We start from the raw sequence: 14,455 nt of genomic DNA, 5'->3' as shown, positions 1-14,455 counted from the left end.
TGCATAACCCTGTGGATGAAGCTGAACCCATCCTGGTTCAAGACTCGCGGCTGCAGGCAATGCAGGCAAAGCAAGTTTTGAGGGAACCGATTGATGACAGTAGACGAAGCCAACCACGCCAATACTGTCGGAAGTTCCTGGCGGCGCGTTGTCAGCCTGCTGGAACAGGACCACCGCGTTTCACCGCGGCAGCGCGGCTTTGTCATCCTCGCCCAGGCGCAGGGCCTGATCGGGTCCACCCTCCTGGTGGCAGTTCCCAACGAACTCACCCGCGAAGTGCTCCAGACCCAGGTCAAGGACGCCCTGGATGACGCACTGCACAACGTTTTCTCCGAGGACATCCGGTGCGCGATCGACGTGGACACGGACCTGGTGCCTATCCACAAAGAACCCGAGCCCGTCGTCGTCGAGCCGTCCTTCTCCCCGGACCAGCTCATCGAGCAGAAGCCGCAGCCCATGCTGCCCAGCACTTCCCACGAGTTCGGCCGCCTGAACCCTAAGTACGTCTTCGACACGTTCGTCATCGGCTCCTCCAACCGCTTCGCGCACGCAGCGGCCGTCGCCGTCGCTGAAGCACCGGCGAAGGCCTACAACCCGCTGTTCATCTACGGTGATTCCGGGCTGGGCAAGACGCACCTGCTGCACGCCATCGGCCACTACGCCCGCCGGCTCTACAGCGGCATCCGCGTCCGCTACGTCAACTCCGAAGAGTTCACCAACGACTTCATCAACTCCATCCGTGACGATGAAGGCGCCAGCTTCAAGACCACGTACCGCAACGTGGACGTACTGCTCATCGATGACATCCAGTTCCTCGCGGGCAAGGACCGGACGCTGGAGGAGTTCTTCCACACGTTCAATTCCCTGCACAACAACAACAAGCAGGTGGTCATCACCTCGGACCAGCCGCCCAAGCTGCTGGCAGGATTCGAGGACCGCATGAAGTCCCGCTTTGAGTGGGGCCTCCTCACGGACATCCAGCCGCCCGAACTCGAAACCCGCATCGCCATCCTCCGCAAGAAGGCCCTGAGCGAAGGGCTTTCTGCTCCGGATGACGCGCTGGAGTACATCGCGTCCAAGATCTCCAGCAACATCCGCGAACTTGAAGGTGCCCTGATCCGGGTCACTGCCTTTGCAAGCCTCAACCGCCAGCCTGTGGACGTGGCACTTGCGGAAATGGTCCTCAAGGACCTCATTACCGACGACGGCGCCCAGGAGATCACGTCCAGCCAGATCCTCCAGCAGACCGCCGAGTACTTCAAGCTGAGCATGGAAGAGCTGTGCAGCAAGTCGAGGACCCGGACCCTGGTGACAGCACGCCAGATTGCCATGTACCTGTGCCGCGAGCTCACCGATATGTCGCTGCCCAAGATCGGCCAGGAACTTGGCGGCCGCGACCACACCACCGTGATCCACGCCGACCGGAAGATCCGCGAGCTGATGGCGGAACGGCGTGTGATCTACAACCAGGTGACAGAGCTGACCAACCGGATCAAGCAGCAGCAGCGCGACTCCTAGCCGGCGCACCCATACCTTATTAACAGGTGCATGTGGATAAGCCTGTGGATACTTAAGGGGACAACCGCGGTTAATGGGCTTAAAACCCTTAAGGCGCCTGTGGATTCGAGAAATCGCGAAAAATCTTGTCCCCATCCACACCCTGTTTAAAACCTGCGCCACCCACACTGGATGAACAGGGCTTAACCCCTGAATCCCGCGGCAGGGGAAGGTTATCCACAGTTTCCACAGTAGTTATTAACACTACTAATCCCAAGAAATTGAAATCCCTCAAACAACAAGACCTCCGCGCTCGTCCAGACCACACCGGGCCGGGCGGCCCTTCGGGCAGCGGAGAGCATCGGGGATGGGTTAATCCCCGATCTTCCGGCTAAGCTGTCAGCAGCGCTCCCATCCTTGGGTTTTCGTGTGGTTCCTGCAGCACGGACCATGCAGGTTCAGGTGGTGGGGCACCCCACTTTTTGGAACTGCCTGCGGGTAGTTCCAGGTCTTATGGCAGCAGCAATGAAAGGCGGCACCCTTCCGTGAAGTTCAGAGTCGATCGGGACGTCCTGGCAGAAGCCGTCACCTGGACAGCCCGGTCGTTGTCTCCGCGGCCGCCTGTGCCAGTCCTGTCCGGCCTGCTGGTGAAGGCTGAAGCCGGCACGGTCAGCCTCTCCAGCTTTGACTACGAGACCTCTGCCCGCCTGGAAATCGCAGCTGACGTCAGGGACGAAGGCACCATCCTGGTATCCGGCCGGCTCCTGGCGGACATCTGCCGCAGCCTCCCTTCGGCACCGGTGGACGTCGAAACGGACGGCAACAAGGTCACCCTGACCTGCCGTCGAAGCAGCTTCCACCTCGCCACAATGCCCGAGGCCGAGTACCCCCCGCTTCCTGCGCTCCCGGCAATCAGCGGAACTGTCCCCGGTGATTCCTTCGCCCAAGCGGTGTCACAGGTCATCATTGCCGCCAGCAAGGATGACACCCTCCCCATCCTCACCGGTGTGCGGATGGAGATCGAGGACGACCTCATCACGCTGCTCGCCACTGACCGATACCGCCTTGCCATGCGCGAAGTGCCGTGGAAGCCGGTCACCCCGGGCATCTCCACCAGCGCCCTGGTCAAGGCAAAAACCCTGAACGAAGTCGCCAAGACCCTCGGTAACAGCGGGGACATCAACCTTGCACTCGCCGACGACGACAGCAGGCTTATCGGTTTCGAGAGCGGCGGACGAACCACCACCTCGTTGCTGGTGGACGGGGACTACCCCAAGATCCGCTCGCTGTTCCCGGACTCGACTCCCATCCACGCGACAGTGCAGACCCAGGAGCTTGTTGAAGCGGTACGCCGCGTCTCCCTGGTGGCTGAACGTAACACCCCCGTCCGTCTCGCATTCACCCAGGGGCTCCTGAACCTAGACGCCGGCACCGGAGAGGACGCCCAGGCATCCGAGGAACTCGAGGCCCAGCTTTCCGGTGACGACATCACGGTGGCCTTCAACCCCCACTACCTGGTGGAAGGCCTCAGCGTGATCGAGACCAAGTTCGTCCGGTTCTCGTTCACCACTGCGCCCAAACCGGCCATGATCACAGCCCAGGCGGACGCCGACGGCGAGGACCAGGATGATTACCGCTACCTCGTGATGCCCGTCCGCCTCCCCAACTAGCACCCTCCAACTAGGTAGCGCCAAGTGTCGTTTTGGAGGTTCAAAACGACACTTAGCGCTACCTAGTTGGGAACACGGTCCCGCAGCCACACCTCTAGCGCAGAAACGAGTTCCAGAATGCACATTGGACTGATCGGCCTTGGCAAAATGGGATTCAACATGCGCGAACGGCTGCGCAAGGGCGGCGTGGAGGTCACCGGTTTCGACCGGAACCCGGACATCACCGACGTCGCGACCCTTGATGAGCTTCTTGCCGCAGTCCCGGTTCCGCGGCTGATCTGGGTCATGGTTCCCGCCGGCGCAATCACGGACGCCGTCATCACCGAGCTCGGCGAAAAGCTGGACCAAGGCGACCTGGTGATCGACGGCGGCAATTCCCGCTTCACCGAGGACCAAAAGCATGGCGAACTTCTCGGCGCCAAGGGCATCCGCTTCGCAGACTGCGGCGTGTCCGGCGGAGTCTGGGGGCTGCAGAACGGCTACGGCCTGATGGCGGGCGGAGATGCTGCGGATATTGAACGCGCACTTCCAGTGTTTGATGCCCTGCGCCCGGAGGGCGAACGCGAAGACAGCTTTGTGCATGTGGGCGGGATCGGCGCAGGCCACTACGCCAAAATGGTCCACAACGGAATCGAATACGGCCTGATGCAGGCGTATGCCGAGGGATACCAGCTGCTGGCTTCCAAGGACATCATCAACGACCTCCCCGGCACCTTCCGCGCCTGGCAAAAAGGCACGGTGGTCCGGTCCTGGCTGCTGGACCTGCTGGTCAAGGCGCTGGATGAGGATCCGGGGCTGCAGAACATCGACGACTACGTCGAGGATTCGGGTGAGGGCAGATGGACGGTGGAAGAGGCCATTGCCAACGCAATTCCTGCCCCGGCCATCACCGCGGCACTGTTCGCCCGCTTCGAATCTCGCGAGGACAGCTCCCCGGCCATGAAGATGGTGTCCGCCCTGCGCCACCAGTTCGGCGGGCACGCCACCCGTCCAGCCAAGTAGCATCCACCCGGGAACCCGCGAGGTTCCCAGAATTGCCGAAATCCGCGTGTACCTCGAACACCTTTCCCTGACTGACTTCCGCAGTTACGCCCACGTTGACCTTGCCCTGGGTCCGGGCGTCACTGTCCTGGTTGGATACAACGGCATCGGCAAGACCAACCTGATGGAGGCCATCGGCTACCTGGCTACCCTCAGCTCCCACCGTGTCAGCTCGGATGCACCCCTCTTGCGGTTTGGAACGGACAGGGCTTTGGTGAGGGCTCGCCTGGTCCGGGGCGGACAGACTACGGTCCTGGAACTTGAGATCAACGCAGGGCGGGCAAACCGCGGCCGAATCAACCGCAGTAATCCGGTTCGCGCCCGTGACTTGCTCGGCATCTGCCAGACGGTCCTCTTCGCTCCGGAGGACCTGGCCTTGGTCAAGGGGGATCCTTCTAACCGGCGCCGGTTCCTGGACGAGTTGCTCGCGAGCCTCATTCCGCATCATGCCGCAACGCGGAGCGATTACGACCGCGTGTTGAAGCAGCGCAATGCGTTGCTGAAGTCTGCCCGCGCAGGCAAATTCACTCCCGCCCATGAGGCAACGCTGGATGTGTGGGACCAGCACATGGCGAAGGCCGGCGCGGAACTCCTTTACGCAAGGCTTGAACTGGTGGAGCGGATCCGCCCGCACCTGGCGCGGGCGTATGCTGACCTGACCGACGGGTCAAAACCGGCAGATGCCGTCTACCGCTCCACCCTCCAGAACCAGGTGGACGACGACGGCGCAGCGCTGCCTCCCGCTGCGGGCAGCGCGGCTGGAGGTACTTCGGCGGACGTGGAGGACCTGCGCCAGTTCTCCGTGGACCAGTTGGCGGAGCGGTACGTCCGCGCCTTCGCCGAATCCCGCCGTAAGGAACTCGAACGGGGCATTTCGCTCGTGGGACCGCACCGCGACGAGCTGGAACTCATCCTCGGCCAGGCGCCGGCCAAGGGTTATGCCTCGCATGGGGAAACATGGTCCATGTGCCTCTCGCTGCGGCTCGCCTCCTACTATGTGATGCTGGACGACGCCCGTACCGGAGGGTCGGCTCCCGTCCTGATCCTCGACGACGTTTTTGCCGAGCTGGACGTCCAGCGGCGGCGTAAACTGGCCGCAATAGTCTCCGGCGCGGAGCAGGTCCTGGTGACCGCCGCCGTCGACGCCGACATCCCGGAAGAGCTGTCCGGACGGCGGGTGAAAGTCATCCCGGGAGGTATTGATGAGCAGGGACAATGAGAAGGGCGGCGGGCTCCAGCCCGGCCGCGATCCCGACAACATCGATGCCCCGCAGGTTGCCCTGAACCGGATGCGCGAGGCCGCCGCAGCGCGGGGCGAAATCCGCAGGGCAGCGCACCGCCCGGGCACCCCCAAGGCGAAAAAGGGCACCCGCGACACCCGCGGCTTCAGCCAGTTCCACGCGACGGGCCGCGACCCCCTTGGCCTGGGCAAGGTGGTGGGGCGCCTGGTGGCGGAACGAGGATGGACCTCCCCGGTGGCGGTGGGGTCCGTGATGGCTGAATGGGCAACCCTGGTCGGGCCTGAAATCTCGGCCCACTGCATCCCGGAAAGTTTCACCGACACCACCCTGCACGTCCGCTGCGACTCAACTGCCTGGGCCACCCAGCTGCGGCTCCTTAGCACCAGCCTCCTGGAAAAGTTCCGGGTGGAGCTGGGCGACGGGGTGGTGACCAGCATCCAGGTGCTTGGCCCTGCGGCTCCGAGCTGGCGCAAGGGTGGCCGCTCGGTAAACGGCCGGGGCCCCCGGGACACTTACGGGTAGTGCCCGGCACCGTCCTCTTGATAATCCGCCCAACGGCGTGTAGAGGCCTGTAAGGGATGCCGGGCGTATAGGCACCCGGAGGCCGTACCTCCAACGCGCCCTAGGCGCGGCCAACGCCCTCGCATGGGCACACCACTGCCCACCGACGGCCCCGGAATGCGGGGAAATGGGCTGGCGCGCGGTAGAATCTGTGTAGATAACTGGGCGCGGGTGAAACGTTGACTGAGTCCGTTTTCGCGCGCTCACAGCACGCGGAGTGCGGATCCCCACCATCAGCAGGCCACCGGCGCTATAAGTTTGTGCCTGTTGGCGGATGACTTTCCTGATCTAGGAGGGGACTCGGCCGGCCATCATCGAGAACAGAGGAGTCGACAGCGCCTGTGGCTAACGACAATACAGATATTCTGGCAGCTGAACCCGCAGTCGAGGATGCCCGTACGCCTGACACCCCGGCTGCATCGGCGACGCCGCGTGAATACGGTGCCAGCGACATCACTGTCCTTGAAGGCCTGGAAGCGGTACGGAAACGCCCGGGCATGTACATCGGTTCAACCGGACCCCGCGGGCTCCACCACCTTGTTTACGAAGTTGTTGACAACTCGGTGGATGAGGCCCTTGCCGGCTACTGCACCCACATTGAGGTTGTCCTGCAGGCCGACGGCGGCGTGAAAGTTGTGGACGACGGCCGCGGCATTCCCGTCGACATGCACCCCACGGAGCACAAGCCCACGGTTGAAGTGGTCATGACCATCCTGCACGCCGGCGGAAAATTCGGCGGCGGCGGTTATGCGGTTTCCGGCGGCCTCCACGGTGTCGGCATCTCCGTGGTCAACGCGCTTTCAAGCCGCGTGGACACTGAAGTGCGGCGCCAAGGCCATGTCTGGCGGATGTCCTTTGCGGACGGCGGCAAGCCGCAGGGCAGCCTGGTCAAGGGTGAGGAAACGGACCTTACGGGTACCACCCAGACCTTCTACCCGGATCCTGCGATCTTCGAAAGCACCGACTTCGACTTTGAGACGCTGCGTGCCCGCTTCCAGCAGATGGCCTTCCTCAACAAGGGGCTTCGCATCACGCTGACGGACGAGCGCACCGCTGCTGAGGCGGATGCCGACGCCGACCTGGACCTGGACGCCGTGGTTACCGAGGGCGAAGTCAGCGCAGAGCACCGCACCGTGGTGTACCAGTACGACGAAGGCCTGCTGGACTACGTCAAGCACCTGAACTCCGGCAAGAAGGTGGATGTGGTCCATGAGGACGTCATCGCCTTCGAAACTGAGGACAAAGAGCGCAAGATAGCCCTCGAGATGGCGATGCAGTGGACCAACGCCTACTCCGAGAGCGTGCACACGTACGCCAACACCATCAACACCCATGAGGGCGGAACCCACGAAGAAGGCTTCCGCGCTGCCATGACGTCCCTGATCAACCGCTACGCGCGTGAGAAGGGAATCATCAAGGAAAAAGACGACAACCTCACCGGTGACGACATCCGCGAAGGCCTCACCGCCGTCATTTCCGTCAAGCTTGCCGAGCCCCAGTTCGAGGGCCAGACCAAGACCAAACTCGGCAACTCCGAGGTCAAAGGCTTCGTGCAGCGCGTGGTCACCGACGGACTGGGTGACTGGCTGGAGCGCAACCCCGGACCCGCCCGGGACGTCATTCGGAAGGCGATCTCCGCAGCGCAGGCCCGAATGGCCGCGCGCAAGGCACGGGACAACGCCCGCCGGAAGAGCCCGCTGGAATCCTTCGGCATGCCGGGCAAGCTCTCCGACTGCTCCTCGAAGAATCCGGAGAAGTGCGAGGTCTACATCGTGGAGGGCGACTCCGCCGGCGGCTCTGCCAAACGCGGCCGCAATCCGGAGACCCAGGCCATCCTGCCCCTGCGCGGAAAGATCCTGAACGTGGAGCGCGCGCGCCTGGACAAAGCGTTGGGCAACGCCGAAGTCCAGTCCATGATCACCGCCTTCGGGACCGGTATCGGCGAGGATTTCGACCTCTCCAAGCTCCGGTACCACAAGATCGTCCTGATGGCGGATGCCGACGTGGACGGACAGCACATCACCACCCTGCTGATGACCCTGCTGTTCCGCTACATGCGTCCCCTGATTGAGAACGGCTATGTCTACCTCGCCCAGCCGCCGCTGTACCGCATCAAGTGGTCCAACGCAGCCCACGATTACGTTTACAGCGACCGCGAACGCGACGCGAAACTCGTGGCCGGCCAGGCGGCCGGACGCCGGATTCCCAAGGACAACGGCATTCAGCGCTACAAGGGCCTCGGCGAAATGGACTACACCGAACTGTGGGACACCACCATGGATCCGGACCACCGCACCCTGCTGCAGGTGACGATGGACGACGCCCTCGCGGCGGACCAGATCTTCTCGGTCCTGATGGGCGAGGACGTTGAATCACGCCGCAACTTCATTCAGCAGAACGCCAAGGACGTCAGGTTCCTCGATATCTAGGAAGCACGCCGTCCTAATATTCGGAATCTCACATATACCTGAAACGGAAAATAATTAATGAGCGACGAAACACCCGAGAACCCGGCGTCCGACGCCGGCACTCCGGACACCGTTCTTGAAGGCGACGTGCTGATCGACCGCGTGGAGCAGGTGGACCTCCAGACAGAAATGCAGCGGTCCTACCTGGACTACGCAATGGCTGTCATTGTGGGCCGTGCCCTTCCGGACGTCCGGGACGGCCTGAAGCCGGTCCACCGGCGGGTCCTTTATGCGATGTTCGACGGCGGTTACCGCCCGGACCGTTCCTTCAACAAGTGTGCCCGTGTGGTGGGCGAGGTCATGGGCCAGTACCACCCGCACGGCGACACGGCGATCTACGACGCTTTGGTCCGCCTCATCCAGGACTGGACCATGCGCTACCCCCTGGCCCTCGGCCAGGGCAACTTCGGCTCCCCGGGCAATGATGGCGCGGCGGCGCCCCGGTACACCGAAACGAAGATGGCTCCGCTTGCAATGGAAATGGTCCGGGACATCGACGAGGAAACCGTCGATTTCCAGGACAACTACGACGGCAAGAACCAGGAACCAACCATCCTCCCCGCCAGGTTCCCCAACCTGCTGGTGAACGGATCCTCCGGCATCGCCGTCGGCATGGCCACCAACATTCCGCCGCACAACCTCCGCGAGGTGGCGGACGGGGTGCAGTGGTACCTGGCCAACCCCGGCGCCAGCCGCGAAGAACTGCTGGAAGAACTCCTGCTGCGGGTCAAGGGTCCCGATTTCCCCACCGGAGCCACCATCCTGGGCCACAAGGGCATCGAGGATGCCTACCGGACCGGCCGCGGCTCCGTCACCATGCGTGCGGTGGTAAACGTCGAAGAGCTGCAGGGACGCACCTGCCTGGTGGTCACCGAGCTGCCGTACCAGGCAAATCCGGACAACCTGGCCATCAAGATCGCCGAACTGGTCAAGGACGGCAAGATCCAGGGCATTGCGGACCTCCGCGATGAGACTTCCGGCCGCACCGGCCAGCGGCTGGTCATCGTGCTGAAACGCGATGCCGTGGCCAAGGTGGTGCTGAACAACCTTTACAAGCACACCGACCTGCAGACCAATTTTTCGGCGAATATGCTTGCGATTGTTGACGGCGTGCCCCGGACCCTGAGCCTGGACGCCTTCATCCGGCACTGGGTGACCCACCAGATGGATGTCATTGCCCGCCGCACGCGGTACCGGCTGCGCAAGGCGGAGGAAGAAGCCCACATCCTGCGGGCGCTGCTGAAAGCACTGGACATGCTGGACGAGGTAATTGCCCTCATCCGCGCTTCCAACACCACCGAAGCGGCACGTGACGGACTGATGGAACTGCTGGACATCGACGAACTGCAGGCCAGGGCCATCCTGGACATGCAGCTGCGCCGCCTCGCCGCCCTGGAGCGCCAGAAGATCCAGGACCGGCACGCCGAACTTGAAGCGCTGATCGCCGAGTACAACGAAATCCTTGGTTCGGAGCAGCGCCAGCGCGAGATCATCAGCACCGAGCTCGGCGAAATCGTGGACAAGCACGGGGACGACCGCCGTACCCGGATCCTCATGGGCTTCGACGGCGACATGTCCATGGAAGACCTGATTCCCGAAGAGGAGATGGTGGTCACCATTACGCGCGGCGGCTACGTCAAGCGAACCCGCAGCGACAACTACCGTTCGCAGCAGCGCGGCGGCAAGGGGATCAAGGGTGCCCAGCTCCGCGGGGACGACGTCGTGGAGCACTTCTTCGTCACCACCACCCACCACTGGCTGCTGTTCTTCACCAACCTGGGCCGCGTGTACCGGGCCAAGGCCTATGAGCTGATGGAAGCAGGCCGCGACGCCAAGGGCCAGCACGTGGCCAACCTCATGGCGTTCCAGCCGGACGAACACATCGCCCAGGTCCTGGACCTGAAGGACTACCAACAGGCGCCGTATTTGGTCCTGGCCACCAAACGCGGGCTGGTCAAGAAGACCCGGCTTGAGGATTACGACACCAACCGTTCTGCCGGCGTGATTGCCATCAACCTGCGCGACGGCGACGAGTTGGTGTCCGCACAGCTGGTTTCGGAAACTGACGACCTCTTGCTGGTGTCCCGCAAGGGCCAGTCCATCCGCTTCACCGCCACCGAGGATGCCCTCCGGCCCATGGGCCGGGCAACCTCCGGAGTCACCGGTATGAAGTTCCGCGAGGAGGATGAACTGCTGGCTGCCAACGTGGTGACCGACGGCTCCTACGTCTTCATCGTGACCGAGGGCGGGTATGCCAAGCGGACAGCGGTAGAGGAATACCGGCTTCAGGGACGCGGCGGGCTGGGCATCAAGGTAGCCAAGCTCGCGGAAGAACGCGGCGACCTCGTGGGCGCGCTGATCGTCCAGGAAGAGGACGAGGTGCTGGTGGTGATGGAGGGCGGCAAAGTGGTCCGGTCCTCCGTTGCCGGCGTCCCTGCCAAGGGCCGTGACACCATGGGCGTGATCTTTGCCAAGCCGGACAAAAACGACCGGATTATCGAGGTGGCACGCAACAGCGAACGCGGCCTTGAGGGCGAGGAATCACCGGAGGATGACGTAACGTTGGCTGAAGACGGCGGATCCCTCGAGGAATCAGCCAGCCCAGCATTGGCAGAAGAATCACCGGCCGTTGAGTCAGAGGACGCCTCGGGCAACGCTGAGCCGAACGAAGACCAAACGGAGGTAACGAGTGAGTAATCCCGACTCATTTCCCAAGTCGAACAATACCGTTCCCGACGGCAGCCGGCCCTCAGCCGCTCCCCGGGTCAACGCCCCCGTTCGTCCCCAACAGCGCCCTGCCGCACCAGCCTCCGCCCAGGGGCAGCGCCCGGTGGTGCCAGGCCAGCGGCCGGCCCAGGGCGACCGGCCTGCGGGACCGCCTGCACAGCGTCCCGTGGGACAGCCCGGCCAGCGCCCGGCACCCGGCCAGCGCCCGCCGTCGGGCGTTCCCGGGCAGGGCACCCCGGGCCTGGTCAAGCCTGCTCCGAAAGCCAAGGTCCGGCGTGCCCGGCTGCTGATCAGCAAGGTGGACCCGTGGTCCGTCCTGAAGATGGCGTTCCTGCTGTCCGTCGCACTGGGAATTGTCACGGTGGTGGCCGCCATTGTGCTGTGGACCGTTCTCGACCTCACCGGTATCTTCGACCAGGTGGACAGCCTGCTGGGCACCCTGGCCGGCTCCGAGGGCGGCGGCTTTGAGCTGAAGAAGGTGGCTTCGCTCGGACAGGTGGCATCCTTCGCCACCATCATCGCGGTGGTGAACGTGGTCCTGCTGACCGCTCTCTCCATGCTCTCGGCAGTGCTCTACAACATCTCTGCCACCCTTGTGGGCGGCATCGGCGTCACCCTTACGGACGACTAGGGTCCCCGCTTTCGCCGGCCGGATACCGGCGAAAATGCCCGATTTGAGATCGGGCCGGGATGTGCTGTAAAGTCATGTCTCGGCCCGATGAGGCATCGGGGCGTATAGCTCAGGCGGTTAGAGCGCTTCGCTGATAACGAAGAGGTCCCAGGTTCAAGTCCTGGTACGCCCACGGAACCTGTGCAGGTTCAAGCAGGTCTGGTTCGCGTAACCCGCAGCCCGGCCGGAACGGGGAGCATGTGAAGAAGTTGCTTGTACTGGCAGCAGCGATCGCAGGCGTCCTGCTCTACCGGAAAGCACAGGAATCCGAAGCCCGGAAAGATGCCTGGAGCAAGTCAACCGACTCGGTGGACTAGCGCCGGGGCCCGGACTGGAGCTGGTCAAACGGCTCCTGGTTCTAGGGTATGATTGACGGGTTGCTTCTTATGGGGGCATGGCGCAATTGGTAGCGCACCTGCTTTGCAAGCAGGGGGTTCGGGGTTCGAGTCCCCGTGCCTCCACCATAGGAAAGTCCCGGTCAGCGGAAACGCCGGCCGGGACTTTTGCTTTGTCCGCCGGCATGAGCTCAAACAGCAAATGGAACTGCGCATTAGGGTTGGTCAGTGAACTTCTTTATTGCAGCCCTCGGCGTCCTGGGGGTCGCGTCATCCGGTCCGCTGATTGCTGCCACCCTGGGCGCCACCACTGTGAGTGCCCTCGCCATTGCCTTCTGGCGCAACGCGATCGGCGCAGCCGTGATGGCCTCTCCCACGCTGGTGCGGGAGCCCCGGCAATTCGGCAGGATCACCAGGCGTGAGTTTCGCTGGTGCCTGCTGGCCGCCGTCGCCCTGGCATTCCACTTTGCCTGCTTCATCACCTCGTTGCAGCTCACCTCTGTCGCGGCTGCTACGGCGCTGGTGTGCCTGCAGTCGGCGTGGATCGCGGTCTTCCAACTCTTCCGCGGGACCCGCCACCGGTGGCAGGTGCTGGCCGGGCTGGGCGTCGCTTTTGGCGGTGTTGTTGCCATTACCGGGTTTGACATGGGCTCGTCCCCGCAGGCCCTGCTGGGCGACCTCCTGGCCGTGGCCGGCGGCGCGCTGGCCGGCCTTTACACGCTGGCAGGCGGAAAGGCCCGGCAAAGTATGACGACGGGTACGTACACCACCCTCTGCTACGGGATGTGTGCAGCCTTCGTGGCCGTCATGGCTCTGCTGGCCGGGCAACCGCTGGCGGGCTTTGAAGCGGCGGGCTGGCTGGGGATCCTGGCGATTACAGTCTGCGCGCAGCTTGTGGGCCACACAGCGTTCAACCACCTCCTGGCCTCCATGAGCCCGCTGGTGGTCTCCATGATTATCCTTCTGGAAATTCCGGGGGCTGCACTGCTTGCCGCGGTTTTCCTGGAGGAGACGCTCCCGGCCGGAACCTATGCCGGACTGGGCCTGATTTTGGCAGGACTCGCCGTCGTCGTGCTGGGCCAAAGGTCAGGCAGGCCATGGCGCCGGGGAAGGCCAGCGCGGAACGGGCAGGAAGAACCGCCGTCGGACCGGCCGCTTGCAGAGTTGGGAACGGACTGAGGACGCTTTGCCCGGGCGCCTACTGGCCGCCGCGGCGCACAGGCTGGGCTGTGTTGACCGTGTGGATGGCCCGGAGGAGCTTTGCGGGGAAGTACACCGAAAAGAACACCACCATGGGAGCCTTCAGCGCCATCTTCTTGACGTTGTGGGCTTTGTAGGTACGGTCGAACCGCGTGACGTAATAGCGGTAGTCCCGCGGTGAGTCCTCCAGCCGCCGGGCGGACATGCCGGAGACCATCTGTGGCCAGTACTGGATTTTCAGGTCGTGTTCGGCGAGGTGCAGGGACAGATCGATGTCCTCGTGCATCTCGTCCTTTTCATCACGGCAGGTCTCTGCCCGGATGGCGTCCCAGGCGGAGGACCGGAGGGCCATGTTGGAGCCGAACAGGAAGTGGTACTGGTGTTTGGCCAGCTTGAGCATCAGCTGGCGCATCTTGTCATCGGCTTTGAGCCCAAACCGGCGCATCGGCATGTCGTAATAGACCACCGGACCCGTGGCCGCCTGGACCGACTGGTCCTGAAATGCCCTTTGCACCTGCTCCACCCAGTCCGGCTCCACTACCGAGTCGGCGTCGATCCGGCCCAGGACGTCCCCTGTTGCGTGGTCCAGCCCGAAGTTCCGGGTGGGGATAAGGCCTTGCTCCTGGTCCTGGCTCAACAGGATCAGCGGACTTTCCGGGTATTCGAGCTGCATTTGGCGCACAATGTCAGCGGTCCGGTCCTTGGACAGGTTGTCCACCACCACGATCTCGTGGGCGGGGACGGATTGGTAGATGGCAGCTATCAGGCACTGCCTGATAACGCTCTCCTCGTTGTAGGCCGGGATGACTATGGATACGCGGGGCAGGTTTGCGGCGTCGTTCAAGGCATCCCCAGAGGGTTGTTGGGCTGGCATCACTTCAAATCTAGCATCCAACCGCAGCCGCTCCAGGATGGCGGAAACCATGGGAGACAGGAGAAGGGCCCCGCCTGTGAAGTGGTCCCCGATAGTTGGACTGGCCAAGTAAGATCCTAAGCCGCGAGGGCCTGGGCTCGGTATTGCACCGGGCTCAGGCCCTCGAGCTTA

11 protein-coding genes and 2 tRNA genes are annotated in these 14,455 nt (G+C 63.4%); 12 read left to right on the top strand and 1 reads right to left on the bottom strand.

The window, feature by feature from the left end:
* The first annotated feature begins 93 nt into the window (after positions 1-93).
* From dnaA to Q9R30_RS16950, 12 genes are all read left to right on the top strand, one after another.
* Positions 94-1,518, top strand: coding sequence for a chromosomal replication initiator protein DnaA (gene dnaA / locus Q9R30_RS17005; protein WP_104996246.1), 1,425 nt, complete (start codon positions 94-96; stop codon positions 1,516-1,518).
* Between the two features lie 524 nt (positions 1,519-2,042).
* Positions 2,043-3,167 carry a DNA polymerase III subunit beta gene (gene dnaN, locus Q9R30_RS17000; RefSeq protein WP_311218330.1) on the top strand — a complete coding sequence of 375 codons (1,125 nt, stop codon included), beginning with the start codon at positions 2,043-2,045 and terminating at the stop codon, positions 3,165-3,167.
* A 117-nt stretch (positions 3,168-3,284) separates the two neighbouring features.
* A complete protein-coding gene (gene gnd, locus Q9R30_RS16995; RefSeq protein ID WP_104996248.1) occupies positions 3,285-4,169 on the top strand; it encodes a phosphogluconate dehydrogenase (NAD(+)-dependent, decarboxylating) in 885 nt (294 codons plus the stop codon).
* A gap of 46 nt (positions 4,170-4,215) precedes the next feature.
* A complete protein-coding gene (recF, locus tag Q9R30_RS16990; RefSeq protein WP_311218329.1) occupies positions 4,216-5,427 on the top strand; it encodes a DNA replication/repair protein RecF in 1,212 nt (403 codons plus the stop codon).
* On the top strand, positions 5,411-5,971 hold the full coding sequence (locus Q9R30_RS16985; RefSeq protein ID WP_104996250.1) for a DUF721 domain-containing protein: 561 nt from the start codon (positions 5,411-5,413) through the stop codon (positions 5,969-5,971). The genes recF and Q9R30_RS16985 overlap by 17 nt, the downstream gene beginning before the upstream one ends.
* A 380-nt stretch (positions 5,972-6,351) precedes the next feature.
* Positions 6,352-8,439 (top strand): DNA topoisomerase (ATP-hydrolyzing) subunit B, encoded by a 2,088-nt coding sequence (gene gyrB / locus Q9R30_RS16980; protein ID WP_311218328.1) that lies wholly within the window; start codon positions 6,352-6,354, stop codon positions 8,437-8,439.
* A 57-nt stretch (positions 8,440-8,496) separates the two neighbouring features.
* On the top strand, positions 8,497-11,175 hold the full coding sequence (gyrA, locus tag Q9R30_RS16975; protein WP_104996252.1) for a DNA gyrase subunit A: 2,679 nt from the start codon (positions 8,497-8,499) through the stop codon (positions 11,173-11,175).
* Positions 11,168-11,836: a DUF3566 domain-containing protein gene (locus tag Q9R30_RS16970; protein ID WP_104996253.1), complete on the top strand. Its 669-nt coding sequence runs from the start codon at positions 11,168-11,170 to the stop codon at positions 11,834-11,836. Before gyrA ends, Q9R30_RS16970 begins: the two co-directional genes overlap by 8 nt.
* A 98-nt stretch (positions 11,837-11,934) precedes the next feature.
* A tRNA-Ile gene (locus Q9R30_RS16965) sits at positions 11,935-12,008 on the top strand.
* Between the two features lie 67 nt (positions 12,009-12,075).
* A complete protein-coding gene (locus tag Q9R30_RS16960) occupies positions 12,076-12,192 on the top strand; it encodes a DLW-39 family protein (protein ID WP_234005471.1) in 117 nt (38 codons plus the stop codon).
* A gap of 71 nt (positions 12,193-12,263) precedes the next feature.
* Positions 12,264-12,339: transfer RNA gene (locus Q9R30_RS16955), tRNA-Ala, on the top strand.
* A 99-nt stretch (positions 12,340-12,438) separates the two neighbouring features.
* Positions 12,439-13,389 carry a DMT family transporter gene (locus Q9R30_RS16950; protein WP_311218327.1) on the top strand — a complete coding sequence of 317 codons (951 nt, stop codon included), beginning with the start codon at positions 12,439-12,441 and terminating at the stop codon, positions 13,387-13,389.
* Positions 13,390-13,408: 19 nt separating this feature from the next.
* Here the strand turns inward: Q9R30_RS16950 and Q9R30_RS16945 are convergent, their stop codons facing one another.
* Complete coding sequence (locus Q9R30_RS16945; protein ID WP_104996255.1) at positions 13,409-14,284, bottom strand: glycosyltransferase family 2 protein; 876 nt, start codon at positions 14,282-14,284, stop codon at positions 13,409-13,411.
* Positions 14,285-14,455 lie beyond the last annotated feature (171 nt).

It is taken from the genome of Arthrobacter sp. AB6 (genome assembly GCF_031844545.1).
Lineage (GTDB): Bacteria > Actinomycetota > Actinomycetes > Actinomycetales > Micrococcaceae > Arthrobacter.
This window is presented reverse-complemented; position numbering and strand designations above follow the sequence as displayed.

Coding starts and splice junctions, on each gene's coding strand:
- dnaA (WP_104996246.1), top strand. CDS start 94: ATGACAGTAGACGAAGCCAACCACGCCAATACTGTCGGAAGTTCCTGG.
- gnd (WP_104996248.1), top strand. CDS start 3,285: ATGCACATTGGACTGATCGGCCTTGGCAAAATGGGATTCAACATGCGC.
- Q9R30_RS16985 (WP_104996250.1), top strand. CDS start 5,411: ATGAGCAGGGACAATGAGAAGGGCGGCGGGCTCCAGCCCGGCCGCGAT.
- gyrA (WP_104996252.1), top strand. CDS start 8,497: ATGAGCGACGAAACACCCGAGAACCCGGCGTCCGACGCCGGCACTCCG.
- Q9R30_RS16945 (WP_104996255.1), bottom strand. CDS start 14,284: ATGCCAGCCCAACAACCCTCTGGGGATGCCTTGAACGACGCCGCAAAC.